Annotated in this window: 14 protein-coding genes and 1 pseudogene; 9 read left to right on the top strand and 6 right to left on the bottom strand. The window is 49.1% G+C overall.

The window, feature by feature from the left end; all coding sequences use genetic code 11:
* Positions 1-15: 15 nt before the first annotated feature.
* The 4 genes from CX664_RS14830 to CX664_RS14815 form a co-directional block, all read right to left on the bottom strand.
* Positions 16-786: an epoxyqueuosine reductase QueH gene (locus tag CX664_RS14830; protein WP_241693372.1), complete on the bottom strand. Its 771-nt coding sequence runs from the start codon at positions 784-786 to the stop codon at positions 16-18.
* A 209-nt stretch (positions 787-995) separates the two neighbouring features.
* Positions 996-2,267, bottom strand: a complete 1,272-nt coding sequence (locus CX664_RS14825) for a hypothetical protein (protein ID WP_146000034.1) — start codon at positions 2,265-2,267, stop codon at positions 996-998.
* 103 nt (positions 2,268-2,370) lie between these two features.
* Positions 2,371-3,156: a gamma subclass chorismate mutase AroQ gene (gene aroQ / locus CX664_RS14820; protein WP_101747485.1), complete on the bottom strand. Its 786-nt coding sequence runs from the start codon at positions 3,154-3,156 to the stop codon at positions 2,371-2,373.
* 315 nt (positions 3,157-3,471) lie between these two features.
* Positions 3,472-4,707, bottom strand: coding sequence for a hypothetical protein (locus CX664_RS14815; RefSeq protein ID WP_146000033.1), 1,236 nt, complete (start codon positions 4,705-4,707; stop codon positions 3,472-3,474).
* A 174-nt stretch (positions 4,708-4,881) separates the two neighbouring features.
* Here CX664_RS14815 and CX664_RS14810 point away from each other — a divergent pair, with 174 nt between their 5' ends.
* Together CX664_RS14810 and aceK are read left to right on the top strand one after the other, a co-directional pair.
* Positions 4,882-5,889, top strand: a complete 1,008-nt coding sequence (locus tag CX664_RS14810; RefSeq protein WP_206679272.1) for a 1-aminocyclopropane-1-carboxylate deaminase/D-cysteine desulfhydrase — start codon at positions 4,882-4,884, stop codon at positions 5,887-5,889.
* A 16-nt stretch (positions 5,890-5,905) separates the two neighbouring features.
* Positions 5,906-7,711, top strand: coding sequence for a bifunctional isocitrate dehydrogenase kinase/phosphatase (gene aceK, locus CX664_RS14805; protein ID WP_101747482.1), 1,806 nt, complete (start codon positions 5,906-5,908; stop codon positions 7,709-7,711).
* Positions 7,712-7,730: 19 nt separating this feature from the next.
* Here aceK and CX664_RS14800 read toward each other — a convergent pair.
* Together CX664_RS14800 and CX664_RS14795 are read right to left on the bottom strand one after the other, a co-directional pair.
* Positions 7,731-7,889: pseudogene (locus tag CX664_RS14800) on the bottom strand (PhnA domain-containing protein); the annotation flags it as partial.
* Between the two features lie 12 nt (positions 7,890-7,901).
* Entirely contained in the window at positions 7,902-8,906 is a 1,005-nt protein-coding gene (locus tag CX664_RS14795) for a DUF1853 family protein (protein ID WP_101747481.1), read from the bottom strand.
* A gap of 148 nt (positions 8,907-9,054) precedes the next feature.
* On the opposite strand from CX664_RS14795, the gene CX664_RS14790 reads away from it, so the two are divergent.
* From CX664_RS14790 to pepN, 7 genes are all read left to right on the top strand, one after another.
* A complete protein-coding gene (locus CX664_RS14790) occupies positions 9,055-11,574 on the top strand; it encodes a ShET2/EspL2 family type III secretion system effector toxin (RefSeq protein WP_101747480.1) in 2,520 nt (839 codons plus the stop codon).
* Positions 11,575-11,680: 106 nt separating this feature from the next.
* On the top strand, positions 11,681-14,197 hold the full coding sequence (locus tag CX664_RS14785; RefSeq protein ID WP_101747478.1) for a ShET2/EspL2 family type III secretion system effector toxin: 2,517 nt from the start codon (positions 11,681-11,683) through the stop codon (positions 14,195-14,197).
* Positions 14,198-14,378: 181 nt separating this feature from the next.
* The gene (locus tag CX664_RS14780) at positions 14,379-15,263 is read left to right on the top strand and encodes an NAD(+) kinase (RefSeq protein WP_101747476.1); all 885 of its coding nucleotides are present in this window, start codon (positions 14,379-14,381) and stop codon (positions 15,261-15,263) included.
* A gap of 21 nt (positions 15,264-15,284) precedes the next feature.
* Positions 15,285-16,166 carry a rhomboid family intramembrane serine protease gene (locus CX664_RS14775; RefSeq protein ID WP_101747474.1) on the top strand — a complete coding sequence of 294 codons (882 nt, stop codon included), beginning with the start codon at positions 15,285-15,287 and terminating at the stop codon, positions 16,164-16,166.
* A gap of 15 nt (positions 16,167-16,181) precedes the next feature.
* Complete coding sequence (locus CX664_RS14770; RefSeq protein ID WP_101747473.1) at positions 16,182-16,451, top strand: YeaC family protein; 270 nt, start codon at positions 16,182-16,184, stop codon at positions 16,449-16,451.
* 75 nt (positions 16,452-16,526) lie between these two features.
* Entirely contained in the window at positions 16,527-17,405 is an 879-nt protein-coding gene (locus CX664_RS14765) for a DUF2797 domain-containing protein (RefSeq protein ID WP_338063478.1), read from the top strand.
* A 49-nt stretch (positions 17,406-17,454) separates the two neighbouring features.
* The gene (pepN, locus tag CX664_RS14760; protein ID WP_180966507.1) at positions 17,455-20,112 is read left to right on the top strand and encodes an aminopeptidase N; all 2,658 of its coding nucleotides are present in this window, start codon (positions 17,455-17,457) and stop codon (positions 20,110-20,112) included.
* Positions 20,113-20,241: the final 129 nt, after the last annotated feature.

Here is a 20,241-nt window from a genome sequence, read left to right as displayed (position 1 = left end):
TTTGGCGGATGGTTTTCACGAAGATTTAGCGATAATAGCACAGTCCTCTTTCCCGTCCTGCGCATTGTTACTCTGGCCGTAAAAATTCACCAGTCTTTTTATCCGGTTGCGTCCCCGGGCCATTCGGAAGCGGTTGGTGTCCCTCAGGCTGTATACGCAACCGCAGTATTCCTGTTGATAGAACGCTTCCCGCTTGGACAGCTCAATCATTCTCTGGCTGCCCCCTTGTTTACGCCAGTTGTAAGTCCAGTAGGAAACACCGGGGTAATGCCCGGCAGAGCGGATGCCGCAGTCATTGATCTGTTCCATGTTCTTCCAGCGTGAAATACCCAGTGTGCTGGAGATCACCGTAAAGTGGTGTTCATAAGCATAAAGGGCGGTTCGTTCAAAGCGCATATCAAAACAGACGGTGCAGCGTTTGCCCCGTTCCGGCTCATTTTCCAGGCCCCGGGTGCGGGCAAACCAGTTGTCGGTATCATAATCAGCATCAATAAACGGAATATTGAGTTTGTCACAGAACCGTTTGTTTTCATCCTTGCGCAGCCGGTACTCTTCAGCCGGGTGGATGTTCGGGTTGTAAAAGAATACGGTCTGCTCAATACCCGATGCCTGAATCGCTTCCATTACTTCACCGGCGCAGGGGGCACAGCAGGAATGCAGCAGGATTTTTTCAGCACCATCAGGCATATTCAGAACAGGACGTTGATAATTTTCCAGGGAGAGAGGGGTGTTTTTCATGGCAGCCATACCGGTCTGACAGGTAGAGTGTTTACTTAGGGTGGACATTAAGCTTACCCCTCCATTTTCAATGGCTTTTGAATGGAACCACGAAGGACACAAAGAGCACGAAGGAAAAGAAAATCTCTTCTTTGTGCTCTTTGTGTCCTTCGTGGTTCCATCTTTAACTTCCCGAAGAGGGGAGTAGACGCTTAATGTCTACCCTAAGAGAGTGTTTACACAACCGGTAAGCATAGCAAAATATTGTCGTAAACCTTCTATCCAGCAGAAGAACTGATGGTTGAATCGCCCCTATTGGTAAACAGCATTTGTAATGCCTCCTGATGAGCCTCAAATAATTGATGGTAGTTTTGACAAAAGGCGTCTTCATTCGGTTCCACCAGTACCTCAAAGGAAGGCGCTATACCTTTTGCCCAACCGGGTAGGTAGTACCCTTTGGCAGCACACAGTGCATGAATGATCATTTCTACAGTACCACCGGGTCCTCTGACCGTTGGTGCCAAGTGCACATACCACCAGTGAATGCGAGGGATTACCGAAAGGTCGCCAGCCATCGCCTGATCAATTAAACCCTGAACATGCTGTAACCCTGGATTCAGTTGATCAGGATCCGTATGGATAATTAAAGCAGAGCGCTTATTCTTGCCAACATAATGCAAATAACAGTCACCAAAAAAATATTCAATTCCATAATTCTTGATTCTAGGGCTGGTCACTATTTGGGTTAGATAAACCTTATTCTCTCCTGCATTACCCACAACCACGCCATAATGTATATGAGCAATTTTAAGGGGGTTTAGTTTATATTTGTCAGAGATGTGATTAATAAACCTTTCTCCTGCCTTGGTTTTTTGATTGATAAAGGATTTATTGTAGGTCAGTGCAACCGCACGTTGTTTAGCAAAGGAATAAGTAGATTTTAGTGGGGTGTGGGTACAAATGGGATAATTACTCACTGATTGCAGATTATTACGAAGAAGGTCAAATTCTTCAGCACACTCATTATTTCTGGTAATCTCAATGTGTTTACGAGTATTAATTGCTTTCTTAATTAACTCTTCAGCGGTGATTGTCCTTTTAATAATACTGTCTTTTACCCGGTCAATAAATAATCTGAATTCTGAGTTAAAAACATCTGGATCACCATATGGAAGCCAATTATCTCTTTTAACCAGATGATTGGAATTTTCCGGCCGAATCAGCAAAGGTGACAGCAACTGTTCATTTTTTACTGGCAAAACCTCAGTTTCTGGCGTTTTTTCAGGCATCTTGCTGGACTGCAGAGGATGGTCCAGGTGATTTTCCAGCCTTTTGTCAGCAGTGACTGCTATTTTCCTAAGTGCGCCATTATCGGCTTGAGTGCATTGTTCAGGGGAATTACCGGTGGCATGCTGGATATTGACCATTAAATTTCGATTCGATAACTGTTTTACCGGTATTTTCTGATGTTCAACCGATGATGGCTGAGGGGGCAATGAAGATGACTTTGTCTGACCTGCAATAGGGGGGGGATGATTAATTTTGTTCACAACTTTTAATCCTTTGTCTTAGCGGTTGTAATAATTTTTCTGGATTTCAAGTCATCTTCGGCTTAATAAAATCCTTTTAATGTAAGCCGTCAATCAATCAGTTTTAAATCACACGTATCCTCTGAAGACATTCAAACATTTTTTCTTTGTCGTCTTCGGACAGGTGCGTTGCATTTACTAACCTGACAAAGTCTTGCTGCATGTTATTATCAAACTTTCCTCCATTTTTAAGATATGCGCTGATTTGAATCACGATCTGTTTACCAAGCTCTATCAGCCTGGGTCTGACCTCAGAATACAGGTCACGGTGTTTTTTATTTGCTGGCCTGGCAGAGGACCATTGCTTAATATATCCATATTGAATAGCCTTGGCCGCATTCATCTGTGCCTGAAAAAAATGTTCCATGGAATTCGGGTCTAAACCAGCATTTTTAGCATCAGACATGGCCTTCTCAAGCACCATTTTTTCTCTGGTTAAATCTTCAACAGCCCGATTCTCCCTGTCCTTGAATAAGGCTACATCTTCCATATAAGTCAGCCGCTGGTTGATTAACTCAAAGATTCCATGTAATTGCTGATTTTTGCCTGGCAAAACCTCAGTTACTGGTGTTGTTTCAGGGGGGGGGCCGGGCTGTAGAGTAAAGCCTGTAGAATTTACCAGCCTGGTTTGCGCAGTTGCAGTTATTGCAACTTGTCGAAACGTGTAATCACTGGCTTGGGCACATTGTTCCGGGGGATGCTTGATATTTACCTTTAAATTTGTATTCGATAGTTGTTTTACCGGTGTTTCTTTATCTTCAACCGATGATTTATCTTCAACCGATGATGGCTGAGGATATTTGGAATTTGTCGAACTTATCGTAGTGGATACTTGATTAACTGGGTTCACTGATTCGAATCCTTTGTTAAAGAGGGGTAATAATTTTCCTCAATGTCAAACCATTTTCAGGCTGAAAAAATTCACCCTAACATGGGCTATCAATCAACAAACTAACTATGTTGTCAGTAACTCTAACGGACAGTCATTTATGAGGCAGGTTTCGGCGCACATTCAGAGTGAGATAAGAAGAATGAGCAGTAGTGCTGCGGGTAGAATGTTTTTCATGGCAGCCATACTGGGAGGCTGACAGCGTAGAGTGTTTACACAAGCGATAAGTTTTGCAAAGTCGTCGTAAACCCTCTATCCATCAGCAGAACCGATGGTTCAAGCGCTCCTTTTGGTAAACAGCATTCGCAATGCCCCCTGATGAGCCTCAAATAATGTAGGGTAGTTTCGACAAAAGGCCTCTTCATTTGGCTCCACAAGTACCTCAATGGAAGGCGCTATGCCTGTTGCCCAACCGGGTAGATAGTACCCATTGGCGGCACACAGTGCATGAATGATCATTTCTACAGTACCACCAGGTCCTCTGACCGTTGGTGCCAAGTGCACATACCACCAGTGAATGCGTGGGATTACCGAAAGGTCACCTGCCATCGCCTGATCAATCAAACCCTGAATATGCTGTAACCCCGGACTCAGTTGATCAGGATCCGTATGGATAATTAATGCAGAGCGCTTGTCACTGCCAACATAATACTCATCATATCGACCAAAATAATAGGACATTCCGGAATTATTGATTCTGGGGCTGGTGAATATTTGCGTTAGATAAATCTTATTGTTTCCTGCATGACCCACAACAACTCCAGAATGAATATTATCAATTTCACATGGATATAGACCATATTCACTAGCGATGTGGTTAACAAAATTTTCTCCCTCCTTAGTTCTGTGATTAATAAAGAATTTATTATGCGTCAGCGCAACCGCACGTTGTTTACCACAGGAATAAGTTGTGTTTAGAGGGGTGTTTAAACAAAAATTGTGCAGATTGTTACGAAGAAGTCCAAAGTCATCAGCCTCAATATTATTTCTGGTAATCTCAATGTTTTTACGAGTAATAATCGCTTCCTCAATTAAATCTTTAGCAGTGATATTCTTTTGAATAATCCTGTCTTTAAACCTGTCAACAAATAATCTGAATTCTGTATTAAAAACATCTGGATTACCATATGAAACCCAATCATCTCTTTTAACCAGATGATTGGAATTTTCCGACCGAATCATCAAAGGTGACAGCAAGTGTTTATTTTTTACCGGCCAAACCTCAGTTTCTAACATTTTTACAGGGATCTTACTGGACGGTAGAGGATAGTCTGTAGACTTTGCCAGCCTTCTTTCAGCAGTTACTGCAACTTTCAGAAGCGTGTCATCATCGGCTCGGTTGTATTGTTCAGGGGAATTGCCGGTGACATGTGCGACCTTTACCATTAAAGCAGGATTCGATAACTGTTTTACCGGTATTTTGTTATGTTCAACCGATGAGGACTGAGGGTGCAATGAAGGTGAACTTGCCTCACTTATAATAATAGTTGGAGGATGATTAATTTTATTCACAGTTTTGAGCCCTTTGTTTTAGGGGGATGTAATAATTTTTCTGGATTTGGAGCTATTTTCAGCTAAAAGAATTCATTTTAATATAAGCTATCGATCGATAAACTAACCATGTTGTTAGGAATTCTTGCAGACAGTCATTTATCAGAGTGATGCAAAGAATAAGCAAGCGCGGCAGTGCTGGAAGAGCCAGCAGTGATGCGGGTAGGAGATGGCGGGATTGTCATCGGTGGAGCAGGAACTATGGTATTCGAATCTATTGGGTTATTGGATAAGCCGGTTCCTATGCAGTCAGTGAATACCGGGTGGCTATATGAACTGGGCGTATCCCTGGATATTTTGCGCCTGGATCAACTTGACCCCGAGATCAGCGGTAACAAGTGGTACAAGCTGAAACACAATCTTATTGCCGCGCAGCAGGAGGGCAAATCGGCCATTCTCAGCTTTGGTGGTGCCTGGTCCAACCATATTCATGCACTGGCTGCGGCGGGTCATCGGTTTGGCATGCCAACCATTGGTGTTATCAGGGGAGAGCCGGGGGAATCTCTGTCAGCGACCTTGACCGATGCGGTTAACTGGGGAATGCAATTACACTACCTGTCCAGAAGTGATTATCGTCGAAAGAATGAAGCCGTCTTTGTTAACCATCTTTTGCATCAATCAGGTTTGTCAGCCCGGGATGTACATGTTGTACCGGAAGGCGGGAGTAATTTGTCCGGTGTGCAGGGTTGCCGCGAAATTCTGGCAGCCGGGGGCGTCACTGCGGGGAGCTATGATGAGATCTGGCTGGCGTGTGGCACGGGGGCCACGCTGTCAGGGGTGGCGCTGGCTGCGGCAACAGAGATGCCACAGACGCAGGTGACCGGAGTCGCCGTCCTTAAAGGAGGCGATTTTCTGCGCGGTGATATTCATCACTACACCGGGCAGGCATTGGCTAACTGGACACTGTTGACGGACTATCATCATGGCGGTTACGCTCGCACTACCCAGGCTTTGCTGTCGTTTATCAAATCCTTTGAGATGGAGGCGGCAATCCCTTTGGATCCGGTATACACCGGCAAGGTCATGTTTGCCATTCGGCATTCACTGGCGGAAAACCTGAAGCAAGGCCTTCCCTGCCGGGGCAGACGGCTGTTAATGGTTCATACCGGAGGGCTTCAGGGGCGGCGCGGTTTAAAAATATAAGAGCAATGGTGCAGTAATGAATACTTCAATAGCCCGACAGATTGCCAGAATTGTTCTTGAAGGGTTCAGTGACTATCGAACACGCTTTACTGACATCACCCTGGGTGCCCGGGCCCGTTTTCTGAAGGCGGACTGGAGTGCTGCGCAAAATGCTGCCTCTGACCGGATTAACCTTTACCATGTTGCCGTTACCGATGTGATGGCAACCCTGGCATCCCGGATTGAAGCGTCCTATCTCAGCGACAGTAGCTGCTGGCAGGATGTGCATGACGCTTACCTGGATTTGATCTCTTACCGGACCGACCCGGAACTGGCGGAAACCTTTTATAACTCCATCTACCGCAAGTTGTTCAGGGGCGAAGCGGTGAACCCCCGTCACTGTTTTATTCAGTCGGAATTTGATGGTTTTAAGGTACACAGCGCCAGGGGCATTTATCGATCCTATGCTTTTAATGATAAAAGTAATGACCAAAGCCAGCAGCAGGGGCTGGTCAGCCAGGTTGGCCAGATACTGGATGATTTTCAGTTTGAACTGCCCTGGGAGTACCGGCGCAGGGATATTCGCAATATTATCCATGCGTTGCAGAAAACTCAGCCATCATGGGTTCGGCGCAGTAATGTTCGGGTGGATGTGCTGAAGTGGGTCTTTTATCGGAATAAAGCCGCTTACCTGGTGGGAAGGCTGGTGGCCGGTGACGACCTGCAACCGTTTGTTCTGGCGGTTCTGAATAATGAACAGGGCGCGCTCTACGTTGACGCCCTGCTCTGTGAAAACGACAGCGTCAGTGTGCTGTTCAGCTTTACCCGCTCTTATTTCCTGGTTGATGCCCGGATTCCCTCCGAGTGTATTGAGTTTTTGCACACGCTGGTGCCTGAAAAAAAACGTGCCGAGCTTTATAACTCCATCGGTTTTTTCAAGCATGGTAAAAGTGTCTTCTATCGGGATTTTCTCCAGCATTTGCACCACTCTGCTGATCAGTTTGTCATCGCTCCGGGTGTCAAGGGCATGGTGATGTCGGTGTTTATGCTGCCTTCCCTGGATATGGTGTTTAAAGTCATCAAAGATCATTTCGCCCCGCCCAAAGATATCAGCAAGGCCATGGTTAAAGACCGGTACTATCTGGTAAAAACCCATGACCGGGTAGGGCGGATGGCAGATACTCAGGAGTACTCCAATCTGATATTGCCCCGTTCCCGGTTCAGTGATGAGTTGTTGCAGGAGTTGCGGCAGGTAGCGCCCTCTACCGTTCTTGTCTATGACGATAAGGTGCTGATTCGCCATCTATATACTGAGCGGCGAATGATGCCCATGAATATCTATGTTGAACAGCTGGTTGACCATGGCAACGAGCAGGCACTGGAAGCGGTGCTTGATGAGTATGGCCGGGCGATCAAGCAATTGGCCGCCGCCAATATCTTCCCGGGCGATATGCTGCTGAAAAATTTCGGGGTCACTCGCCATGGTCGTGTGGTTTTCTACGATTACGATGAAATTATCTATCTGACCGAGTGCAATTTTCGCGAGATACCCGAGGCGCTTTATCCAGAGCAGGAAATGTCCGCTGAGCCCTGGTATTCCGTTTCACCGGGGGATATTTTTCCGGAAGAGTTTCCGGTGTTTCTGTTTCCTGATCTGGCCATCCGCAAACGTTTTACCCGTCTTCATGGTGATCTTTTTACCGCCAGCTACTGGCGCAGTGTTCAGCAGCAGATTACCCAGGGGCAGGTGATGGATGTATTGCCATACACGCCATCACTGCAACTGAAAAAACACCATGTTGACCGGGTTGCGTCCCGGCCAAAAACAGTGCCTGTGGTTTAACAGGCGCTACTTATGGTGTTCACGCTTTTTTCAGGTACTTGGTCAACAGAACAATTCTGACACCATTGACACGGCCTTCGATCTGTTCAGGATTACCGGTCAAAGAGATATTGCGCACAGCAGTACCGCGCTTGGCAGTAAAGCCAGCACCTTTGACCGGCAGATCCCTGATCAGCGTTGCCATTGATTGTCACTCATCGGTTTTAGCGACCTTTATCGCTCTCTCAGGCCAGTCATCAGGCACAATAAACAAATGCCTCTGCTGTTGCAGCGCCTGATGGATTACCCTGATATACACCGGTCGTTTTTGCGGTTGCAGCTGGCGTATCAGCGCATCATGATCGAGCCACTCTGCAACAGGGTTCTGATTCAACCACTGCACTTTCTGAGGTATCTGGAAGCGGACATCCCCGTTGATGGAGCGGGTACCCAGAAGGAAATGGCTTTGGGTTAACCAATAACCTTTCAGGTGATTCTGGTTGCAATACTCCGGTGGCGGGCACTGCGCTGTTATATTCTGTTCTGCCTGAGTTATTAGTTGGATGTCGTTCAGTTGCGGTATGGCTGTTTTATCTGTGCGGTACAGGGGATAAAAAAGCCTTCCCTGTATCAGGATCTCTTTAGCAACCGGCTGGACAATACCCAGCGTTAATAATGTTTCCCGCCCTTCATGGCTATCACTCAACAGGGCTTGATGATGGAGCAGGCGATCCATCTTGCGATCCAGCCGGTCCCTGAGTCCGGGACCGACCCAATGTTGCCATGAAGACCCCGTGACATTGTCAGCTTCACCAGGCATACCCAGATAAAATTTAACGGCCAGTTCCCGATGGATAAACCGGTTTTTCCGCTGGTAGATAAGGTCATATTCACCCAGTGTGGCAGGCTGACCATTTTTCTCGCCATTCACCTGCAGGTTAGCGGCAATGGTCTTGTTATCAGGCAGCTGGCTCAGCAGGAATTGCCATAGGGTTTCGTTGAAAATGCCGAGCAGGGGATTGCCTTTTTGGTTAACCAGACTTTCCAGAAGGGCCAGCTGCTGTTGATCAGGCATCACCGGGGCTGTTCCGGCCGGTAAGGGGGAATCAAGAAAAAGAGGGCTGGCCGTACGATTAAATAATGGCGGGCTGTTTTGTACCCACTCTACTGCCTGTTGTAGAGTGTGATGTATGCTTTGATGTGAAAATCTGTTCATACTGACGTTTATATACTATTACATGGTTTCAATGTAATTGATGGGTTCTTTTTATCAATGGCCTCCAAACTCCGTTCGTCCTGAGGAGCCGAAGGACGCTAAGGGTGACAGGAGATTGTACACATCAAAATCATCGAAATAATGTACTATGGAAAATATCAGTCAGAATACACCTTGTTCATCTGCTGACATACCTCAGAAGGATTCTCAATCTGTCAATGAAGCGGCAATCCTCACTGGATTTCCGCGAGCTGTTAAGTCTGTTGATCCAAAAAACATTCCCGGGGAAAAGAAAAGTCAGTCTGCCAATGTTCCCCAACATGTATCTCTGATTAGCCGTAAAATCGAACAACTTAACCATCAGGGACGCACTTACCTGTTGCAGGTGGATAAGCCTCTGGAGAGTGGCAATGCACCCATAGAATCTTCGACAGAGACCCTGCCTGTTAATACCTCCGGGATTTTGCAATACGTATCAAAGGGCGACCAGAGAAGGTTCAACGGCATGGCGAACAATCTCTTTGATCATGAACCGATTACTTGCAGGCATTTGGCCTATGCGTTTGCTACAGGCAAGTTTGGCACGAAAGATGTGGGCAAATTCACGTCCATTGATCAGCTTGATAAAATTTCCCGTCACAGCGGTATTAAAATGGATCAGGCCCTGGACGACACTACGGCTGATGGCTATAAAACGGCACAGGAAGGTTATTACTTTGACCGGGCTGGCTTGGGCCAGGCAATTTATGCAGCTTGTCAACAGCAGCTGGTCGATAGCGAGCAAAATAAAACCTATCTGTTTTCGTCATTGAACCATTTGATGGCTCTAAAGATAAACTGGTCGCCTGAGCGACCGGAAATAAAACTGGCCTGTTATGATCCCAACGACACCCTGAGAGTCCAACGGCTTATCGTCCCTGACCTGCAAACCCTGAAGGCGATTAAAATAGAGCACCTGTTCCCGAATTCTTATGCAATCAAATTATATTTCCCCAAGCCTTCCTGGAGTGGATGTTTAACCACGACAACGGTTGAGAGCCGGGCCGGTAACTCGTTGGTCAGGATTCTGGCGGATATGAATTCGTCGATCCTGTTTTTAATGCTCAGGAATGGACATTTTTCTTCGCAAATGGTGGATCAATTCATGGGGCAACTGAACCGGCTTGATCCATATCATCAAAAGATTGCCCTGATGGCTAAAAATGACGATGGTGTGCCAGGGCTGAACATGGCATCACACAGGGGGCATGTTGAGTGCGTCAGGAAATACCTGGGTTGGGTCATGGCCAGCGCCCTGAACGACGAGGTCAAACAGGATCTGTTGATGGCGACATCCGACAGTGGTTTTCCCTGGCTCTGCGTGGCAATGCAAAGCGGCCACGGGGAGTGTGTGAAGAGTTACCTGGATCGGGTGATGGCCAGCTCCCTGAGCAACGAGATCAAACAGAATCTGCTGATGGTGAAATCCCCCAAGGGTTATCCCGGGCTCTTCGGGGCGCTGCAAAACGGCCACGAAGAGTGTGTGAAGAGTTACCTGGATCGGTTGCTGGCCAGCTCCCTGAGCGACGAGGTCAAACAGTATCTGCTGATGGCAAAATCCCCCGGGGGGTATCCCGGGCTCTTCATGGCACTGGAAAATGGCCAGGGGGAGTGTGTGCAGAGTTACCTGGACCGGGTCCTGGCCAGCTTCCTGAGTGACGAGGTCAAACAGAATCTGCTGATGGCGAAGTCCCCCAGGGGTTTTTCCGGGCTCTGTGTGGCGTTGCAAAACGGCCATGGTGAGTGCGTCAGGATTTACTGGGATCGGGTGATGGCCAGCCCCTTCAGCGACGAGGTCAAACAGAACCTGCTGATGGCGAAATCCGACAGGGGTTTTCCCGGGCTCTACGTAGCACTGGAAAAAGGCCATGGTGAGTGCGTCAGGATTTACTGGGATCGGGTGATGGCCAGCCCCTTTAGCGAGGAGGTCAAACAGAACCTGCTGATAGCGAAATCCGACAATGGTTTTCCCGGGCTCTGCGCGGCACTTAAAACTGGCCACGGGGAGTGCGTGAAGAGTTACCTGGATCGAGTCCTGGCCAGCTCCTTCAGTAACAAGGTCAAACAGGACCTGCTGAGGGCGAAATCCGACAGTGGTTTTCCCGGGCTCTATGTAGCATTGGAAAATGGCCATGCTGATTGCGTCAGGATTTACTGTGATCTGGTGATGGCCAGCCCCTTCAGCGAGGAGTTCAAACAGGACTTGCTGAGGGCGAAATCCGACAGTGGTTTTCCCGGGCTCTACATAGCACTGCAAAATGGCCATGGTGAGTGCGTCAGGATTTACCTGGATCGGGTAATGGCCAGCCCCTTCAGCGATGAGTTCAAACTGAATCTGCTGGTGGCGACATCTGACACGGGATTTCCGGGGTTGTTTAAGGCGCTGAAAAATGGCCGGGAGGCGTGCGCCAGGGATTACCTGAGTCTGGTTATGGCCAGTCCCTTCTGCGATGAGGTCAAACAAAACCTGCTGATGGCGACGACCCGGGGCGACGGTATCTCCGGACTCTACGTGGTCTGGGAAAATGGCAGACGGGAATGCTTCAAGACGTATGTTACAGAGGTTATCAATAGCAGCTTCAGTAATGATTCAAAACAATCAATGATATCGTCGACTCCGGCGAACTGAACGACCTTGTCCCGGATTCTGATTTAATGATCAATAATTTTTAAAACAGCCTCTTATTGTCTACCGTAATAAGGATCACAGACTACGGATAAACACCCATTAGCCTATGTACAATATCAGGCAGAATCCTCCTCGCTCATCTGCTGGAGCACCGCAGAAGGATTCTCAATCTGTCAATGAAGAGATACTCATCACTGGATTTTCGCGGGCCATTAATTCTGTTGACCCAAACAACATTCCCGGGGAAAAGAAGAGTAAGTCTGCCAATGTTCCCCAACATGCATCTCTGATTAGCCACAAAATCGAACAACTTAATCGTCAGGGACGCACTTACCTGTTGCAGGTGGATAAGCCCCTGGTTAGTGGCAATACATCCATAGAGTCTTCGACAGAGGCCCTGCCTGTTAATACCTTGGGGATTTTGCAATACGTATCAAAGGGCGAGCTGAGAAGATTCAACTGTAGAGCGAACAATCTCTTTGATCATAAACCGATTACTTGCAGGCATTTGGCCTATGCGTTTGCTACAGGCAAGTTTGGCACGAAAGAGGTTGGCAAATTCACGTCTATTGATCAGCTTGATAAAATTTCCCGACACAGCGGTATTAAAATGGATCAGGCCCTGGATGACACCACGGCTGATGGCTATAAAACTGCACAGGAAGGTTATTATTTTGACCGGGCTGGCTTGGGCCAGGCAATTTATGCAGCTTGTCAACAGCAGCTGGTCGATAGCGAACAAAATAAAACCTATCTGTTTTCGTCATCGAACCATGTGATGGCTCTAAAGATAAACTGGTCGCCTGAGCGACCGGAAATAAAACTGGCCTTTTATGATCCCAACGACACCCTGAGAGTCCGACGGCTCATCGTCCATGACCTGCAAACCCTGAAGGTGATTAACATAGAGCACCTTGTCCCGGATTCTTATTCAATCAAATCCTATTACCCTGAGTCTTCTTTGGGGGGATGTTTAACCACGACAACGGTTGAGAGCCGGGCCGGTAACTCATTGGTCAGGATTCTGGCGGATATGAATTCGTCCATCCTGTTTTTAATGCTCAGAAATGGACATTTTTCTGCACAAATGGTGGATCAATTCATGGGGCAACTGAACCGGCTTGATCCATATCATCAAAAGATTGCCCTGATGGCTAAAAATGACCAGGGTGTACCAGGACTGCACATGGCATTACAAAAGGGCCATGGGGAGTGCGTCAGGAAATACCTGGATTGGGTCCTGGCCAGCTCCTTGAGCGACGAAGTCAAACAGGATCTGTTGATGGCGAAATCCGACAGTGGTTTTCCTGGGCTCTACATGGCACTGCAAAACGGCCACGGGGAGTGCGTGAAGAGTTACCTGGATCGGGTCATGGCCAGCTCCCTGAGCGACGAGGTCAAACAGAATCTGCTGATGGTGAAATCCCCCAGGGGTTATCCCGGGCTTTTCGCAGCACTGCGAAATGGCCATGTTGAGTGCGTCAGGAATTACCTGGATTGTGTCATGGCCAGCCCCTTCAGTGACGAGTTCAAACATAACCTGCTGATGGCGAAATCCCCCAAGGGTTTTCCCGGACTCTTTGAGGCACTGCGATATGGCCATAGTGAGTGCGTCGCGAGTTACCTGGATCGGGTTCTGGCCAGCGCCCTGAGTGACGAGATCAAACAGGACCTGATCAGGGCGAAATCCAACGATGGTTTTCCCGGGCTCTACGTAGCACTGCAAAATGGCCATGTTGAGTGCGTGAAAAGTTACGTGGATCGGGTCCTGGCCAGCTCCTTGAGCGACGAGGTCAAACAGGACCTGCTGATGGTCAAATCCCCCAAGGGTTTTCCCGGACTCTGCGTGGCGCTGCTGAAAGGCCATGGGGAGTGCGTCAAGAGTTACCTGGATCGGGTCCTGGCCAGCTCCCTGAGCGACGAGATCAAACAGAATCTGCTGATGGCGAAATCCGACAGTGGTTTTCCCGGGCTCTTCGTGGCACTGGAAAACGGCCAGGAGGAGTTTGTGCAGAGTTACCTGGATCTGATCCTGGCCAGCTCCCTGAGCGACGAGGTCAAACAGAATCTGCTGATGGCGAAATCCCCCAAGGGGTTACCCGGGCTCTACGTGGCACTGCAAAATGGCTATGTTGAGTGCGTCAGGAGTTACCTGGATCGGGTCCTGGCCAGCGCCTTGAGTGACGAGATCAAACAGAACCTGCTGAGGGCGAAATCCAACGATGGTGTTCCCGGGCTCTTCGAGGCATTGCAAAATGGCCATGGTGAGTGCGTCAAGAGTTACTGTGGGCGGGTGATGGACAGCGCCTTCAGCGACGAGATCAAACTGGATCTGCTGCTGGCGAAATCCGGTAAGGGTTTTACGGGGCTGTTCAAGGCGCTGCAAAATGGCCATGAGGCGTGCGTCAGGGATTACCTGAGTTTGGTCATGGCCAGTCCTTTCAGCGATGAGGTCAAAAAAAAACTGCTGGTGGCGACCTGGGGCGATGATATTTCCGGACTCTACGTGGTACTGGAAAATGGCAAACGGGAATGCTTCGAGACGTATGTTACACAGGCTATTGATAGCGTCTTAAGTAACGATTCAAAACAATCAAGGATATCGTCGCCTCAGGTTAACTGAACGACCTTGTTCCGGATTCTGATTTGCATCAAATTATTTTATCTTGGGCCTTCTTTGGGTGGAGCACCACTCTACTGTCTTTTGTAGAACCTGTTGAAGAGTATGATGTATGCTTTGATGTAAAAATCTGTTCATGACTAACGTATACTCACTCACATTCTAAGGCGACATCACTGAGTTTATGGAACACTTCAAAATTGTCGGAGTAACCGGCCGCCAGGGGCGTATTCAGGTGGAGGATACTCTAAGGCATCTGGCAGACTTTCTGCAGCAGCGTGGGGTGACCGTAGTTCTGGATGAACAGCTGGACGGTCTGTTGCCGGGTCACTCCTTTTCCATGATCAGCCGTGAGCAAATGGGGCAGCAGTGTGACCTGGTGATCGTTGTGGGTGGTGATGGCAGTATGCTGGGCGCGGCCCGCACACTGGCGCTGTACGATATTCCCGTGATCGGTATCAACCGCGGGCGATTGGGTTTTTTGACCGATATCTCCCCGGATGAACTGGATGACCAGCTGGCAGAAGTGCTTGAGGGACGCTACCTGGCCGAGAGTCGTTTTCTTCTTGAGGCCCGCGTTCGCCGCCAGGGCAAGGTGATCGGCCAGGGGGATGCGCTGAATGATGTGGTGCTGCATCCCGGCAAGTCGACCCGAATCATTGAGTTTGAACTGTATATCGATGGGCAGTTCGTTTACAAGCAGCGGGCTGATGGACTGATTATTGCCACGCCAACCGGTTCAACCGCCTACGCGCTGTCTGGCGGTGGTCCCATTATGCACCCCAGGCTGGACGCCATTGTTCTGGTGCCTATGTACCCCCACATGTTAACCAACCGTCCCCTGGTGGTGGATGGCGATAGCGAGCTGAAACTGGTGATTCGCCATGAAAACACCATTTCCCCGCAGATCAGCTGTGATGGACAGATTCATATCACCTCGGCACCGGGGGATGAAATCACGATTCATAAGAAGTCTCAGCGTTTAAAGCTGCTGCACCCTCTGAATCATAATTTTTATGAGTCCTGTCGTTCCAAGTTGCGTTGGAACTACCAGGAAGAGCGTTGTTAATTCAAGGACTTTTTTCACATTATGCATAGGGCATTGGAACTCCCCGGAGACATCGACCTGAGCGACCTATCCTACTTTCTCTATGCCCGGGGGATTCCCCATAAGGTCACAGAAGAGTCAGGCAAACAGGTGATCTGGACTGAGAATGAGGAAAAGTCCCGTATTGTCACCAGCCTTTATCAGCAGTGGCAGTCCGGTGATTTACAAGTGCTGGCAGCGCCCCCCAGGGCCGGTGTGAATGCGGGTGCTTTGCTCAAGAGTATTCCCTGGCAGAGCATACCGGTCACCTTGCTGTTTATGGTGGCCTGTATGGTGGTCGCGCTGATCACCCGGGCCGGTGCCAACTGGCAGGCAATAGCCTGGTTCTCCTTTATTCCCTTCGAGGTGGCTAATGGTTATCTCTACTTTGGCAGTTTTGGCATGGGGCTTGAGCAGGGGGAATACTGGCGGTTGATCAGTCCGATCTTTCTTCATTTTGGCCTGAGCCATCTGGCGTTCAATATGCTGGCTCTGTATATTTTTGGCAGTCGGCTGGAGACTCGTCAGGGGGGCATTCATCTACTGGCCATCATCGTCTTTACTGCGGTGATTTCCAATGTTACCCAGTACTTCTGGGCTGGGGATGATACTATTTTTGGCGGCTTTTCCGGTGTGGTGTACGGCCTGATGGGGTATTGCATGACCCGGGAAAAGGTGGACCGGAACTGGCAGTTTGGACTCCCGCCGTTTTACTACGGCTTTATGCTGACCTGGCTGGTGGTGGGTTATACCGGCGTTTTGGGCAGTATTGGCTTTGGTAATATGGCCAATGCCGCACATACCGGAGGCCTTGTGGCAGGTTGTCTGCTGGGTGCCATTGCCGGTTTGCTGTTTAAAGAAAGACGCTTTATAGAAAAGGATTGAAAAGGATTCGATACCATGCAGTTAGATGCTTTTCTGGAGAAGATGACGCCTGCTATCCATCAGGCATTGAAGTTGGCCCTGGAACTGGGTAAGTGGCCTGATGGACGGGCCATGACGGAAGAAGAACGGGATGTCAGCCTGCAGGCGGTGATTGTCTATGAACACGAACACCTGCCAGAGTCACAACGGGTCGGCTATATGCCCGGCAAGTGCAAATCCGGTGGTACATCTTCTAAAGAGGACAGCTCTGCTGAAGAGGCCACCATCCTTCGTTTCAGGAACTGAATATTCTCTATTCATATTGGTGTCGCTCTGTTGGTTGATAACAGGGCCGTTCTTACCCTACACAAGAGTACAACTGTGTCCGAAAGTACCATCACCGGATCGCTCAGCAAAATGCATTCAGACCTGTTGACCGGGACTGACAACAGCAAGAGCCAGGTTACCTACCAACTGCCCGTTGGCGATCAATTGCTGCCATTAAATGAGCTGCTGGGGCAAAAGTTGTCCATGCAGTACCAGGGGGAAATTCATTGCTGCCACTGTGGCCGGAAAACCAAAAAGAGTTTTAACCAGGGGTTCTGCTATCCCTGTTTTAAAAAGCTGCCCCAATGTGACAGCTGCATTATGAGTCCGGAAAAATGCCATTATCATCAGGGTACCTGTCGTGATCCCGCCTGGGGAGAGACATTCTGTATGACAGATCATGTCGTCTATCTGGCCAACTCATCCGGTCTGAAGGTTGGCATTACCCGGGCAACCCAGGTGCCAACCCGCTGGATTGACCAGGGTGCCACGCAGGCCATGCCATTTATTCGCGTGGCGACCCGTCAGCAATCGGGGCTGCTGGAAGTGATTTTCAAGGAATTTATCAATGACCGGACCAACTGGCGGGCTATGCTGAAGGGACCCGCTGACCCTCTGGACCTGCAGGATACCGCCAGGGAACTGTTGGACATGAACAATAGTCGGATTACCGCATTGCAGGAGCAATTTGGCATTCAGGCGATACAACCTTTGGCAGGTGTAAAGTCAGTAGATATCGACTCTTCTGCCGTACTGAATATTGATTACCCGGTTATTGAATACCCCGCCAAAGTGACATCCCGATCCTTTGACAAGGAGCCGCTGATTGAAGGCACGCTATTGGGTATCAAGGGACAGTATCTGATTTTTGATAATGGTGTGGTCAATATTCGTAAACATACCGCCTATGAGGTGAGCGTGGCTGTAAATTAATCACAGTCCCTGTGCAAACGCTTATGAAAAAGACAACAGGATGGACAAGATGAAAGACTCGCAACCAAAAGCGATTTACCTGAAAGATTATCAGGCACCTGACTACTGGATTGATCAGACCAACCTGACCTTTGATCTCTTTGAAGACCATGCGATGGTTACCTCAGTGCTGAGTATTCGTCGTAATCCTGATAATCCCTCAGCCAGCACTGCTGAAAACGCTCCGCAGAACAAGCTTCCTGAGCTGGTACTGGTGGGGGATAACCTTGAACTTCTTTCTCTTGAAATTGATGACCAGCCATTCACGGACTTCAGGGAAGCGGATGGTTTTCTCAGGATTGCCTCACCCACAGAAGCGTTCACTTTAAAAACCGTCTGCCGCATCAAGCCCCAGGAAAACACCTCCCTGGAAGGGCTCTATAAATCCAATGGTATGTTTTGTACCCAGTGCGAGGCAGAAGGTTTTCGCAAGATTACCTACTACCTGGACCGTCCCGATGTGATGTCCCGGTTTATCACCCGAATCACCGCCGACAAGGCAGCGTATCCGGTGCTTCTCTCCAATGGTAATGATATTGAACGTGGCGAACTGGACCATGGCAGGCACTTTGTCACCTGGGAAGACCCCTTCAAAAAGCCAAGCTACCTGTTTGCCCTGGTCGCGGGTAATTTGCAGTATGTGGAAGATCACTTTACCACCATGAGTGGCCGTGAGGTGACGCTGAGGCTGTTTACCGAAGCGCACAATATTGACCAGTGCGATCATGCCATGATCTCTCTGCAGAAATCCATGAAGTGGGATGAACAGGTCTATGGTCGTGAATACGATCTGGATATTTTCATGATCGTCGCCGTTGATCATTTCAATATGGGGGCCATGGAAAACAAAGGGCTGAATATCTTTAATTCAGCCTGTGTGCTGGCCAGCCCGGAAACGGCGACAGATGCCCGCTTCCAGCGGGTTGAAGCGATTGTTGCCCACGAGTATTTCCACAACTGGTCCGGTAACCGGGTCACCTGCCGGGATTGGTTTCAGCTGAGCCTGAAAGAAGGTTTTACCGTGTTCCGGGATTCGGAATTTTCTGCGGATATGAACTCCCGTGGGGTAAAACGAATTGAGGATGTCAATATTCTCCGTACCGCCCAGTTTGCCGAAGATGCCGGGCCAATGGCGCATCCGGTAAGACCTGAGTCGTTTATTGAGATTGCCAATTTCTACACCGTCACCGTTTATGAAAAAGGGGCGGAAGTCGTACGGATGATCCATGGCATTCTCGGGCCAGAGGATTTCCGCAAAGGGTCAGATCTTTACTTTGCCCGCCATGATGGTCAGGCCGTGACCTGCGAAGATTTTGTCAAAGCCATGGAAGATGCTTCTGGCCGCGACCTGGGCCAGTTCCGCCGTTGGTACAGCCAGGCAGGTACGCCAGTACTTAAGGTCAGTGATGAATACGATGAAGAGAACAGGCAGTACCGCCTGACCATTGAGCAATCCTGTCCTGCGACACCGGGGCAGAAGGAAAAGCTGCCGTTCCATATTCCGGTACGTATTGGCCTGCTGGACGGAGAAGGTGAGGATCTGCCGCTTAATAACGCCGGAGACACCGATCAGGTACTGGATGTCAAACAGGACAAGGAAACCTTCACCTTTGAAAATATTGAAGAGCGCCCACTGCCTTCTATATTAAGAGGGTTCTCTGCGCCGGTGCGGGTCCGGTATGACTACTCCCGTGATGACCTGCTGTTCCTGATGGAAAACGACAGCGATCACTTTAACCGCTGGGATGCCAGCCAGCGCCTGGCCAGTGGTGTGATTGATGAGATGGTGGCGGCCCTGGAACAGGGCAGGGAGTGCAGCCCGGATGAAAGCCTGATCAAGGCGTTTGGGACGATTATCACCGATGAGTCGCTGGATCTGGCGGTAAAAGCCGAGATGCTGTCATTGCCATCAGAAGCGTCCCTGGCGGAACAGGCGATTGAGGTTTACCCGCAGTTTATTCATCAGGCACGCCTGACTGTCAAGAATGCGATTGCATCTGCGCACCGTGAGTCGCTGGAAACTCTGTGGCGCTCTTTAAGCATCAATAAGCCTTACCGACCTGAGGCGGAAGATATTGCTGAACGCACATTGAAAAATATCAGTCTGTCCTATCTGACCAGTCTGGATGATAAAGGCATGTTGGCGCTGGCGGAGCAGCAGTATCACGGCGCGTCCAATATGACCGATCGTTTTGCGGCACTGGCCAGTATCGTTAATGCGGGCTGTCAGGATCGGGAGCTGATTGAGGAAGTGCTGGCGGATTTCCTGGAACGTTATCAGGACGATACCAATGTCATGGACCAGTGGCTGTCGGTACAGGCCGCCAGCCCATCACTGGGAACCCTGGAACATATTCTGGCACTGATGCAGCATGAGATTTTTGATGCCACCAGTCCTAACAAGCTGCGTTCTGTGCTGGGTGGTTTTGCCGGCAATATGAAGCAGTTTCACCGTGTGGATGGCCTGGGGTATGAGTTTCTGACGGATCAGCTGCTGGATCTTGATAAGAAAAACCCGCAGATTGCTGCACGGCTGATGACGCCTTTAACCCGCTGGCGTAAATTTGAGCCTGGCTGCCGTAAACGTATGCGTAAGGCACTGGAGAGAATTAAAGCAACGCCCGGCCTTTCTTCTGATGTTTATGAAGTGGTCACCAAGAGCCTCTGATGTTTCGTTGTAAGCCGGCTTCCTGAATAAGGTGCCGGTTCAGGTGCTGTCCTGAAATAATTTCCACATTTCTGAGTTTCAAGACTACGTTCGTCCTGAGCCTGTCTAAGGGCGTGAGCTTCGGCCTCT

Origin of the sequence: Endozoicomonas acroporae (assembly GCF_002864045.1) — a bacterium.
GTDB classification, from domain to species: domain Bacteria; phylum Pseudomonadota; class Gammaproteobacteria; order Pseudomonadales; family Endozoicomonadaceae; genus Endozoicomonas; species Endozoicomonas acroporae.
The sequence above is the reverse complement of the archived record's forward strand: the minus strand, read 5'-3'. Positions and strand labels throughout refer to the sequence as shown.

Coding starts and splice junctions, on each gene's coding strand:
- CX664_RS14830 (WP_241693372.1), bottom strand. CDS start 786: ATGTCCACCCTAAGTAAACACTCTACCTGTCAGACCGGTATGGCTGCC.
- aceK (WP_101747482.1), top strand. CDS start 5,906: ATGAATACTTCAATAGCCCGACAGATTGCCAGAATTGTTCTTGAAGGG.
- CX664_RS14795 (WP_101747481.1), bottom strand. CDS start 8,906: ATGAACAGATTTTCACATCAAAGCATACATCACACTCTACAACAGGCA.
- CX664_RS14790 (WP_101747480.1), top strand. CDS start 9,055: ATGGAAAATATCAGTCAGAATACACCTTGTTCATCTGCTGACATACCT.
- CX664_RS14785 (WP_101747478.1), top strand. CDS start 11,681: ATGTACAATATCAGGCAGAATCCTCCTCGCTCATCTGCTGGAGCACCG.
- CX664_RS14780 (WP_101747476.1), top strand. CDS start 14,379: ATGGAACACTTCAAAATTGTCGGAGTAACCGGCCGCCAGGGGCGTATT.
- CX664_RS14775 (WP_101747474.1), top strand. CDS start 15,285: ATGCATAGGGCATTGGAACTCCCCGGAGACATCGACCTGAGCGACCTA.
- CX664_RS14770 (WP_101747473.1), top strand. CDS start 16,182: ATGCAGTTAGATGCTTTTCTGGAGAAGATGACGCCTGCTATCCATCAG.
- pepN (WP_180966507.1), top strand. CDS start 17,455: ATGAAAGACTCGCAACCAAAAGCGATTTACCTGAAAGATTATCAGGCA.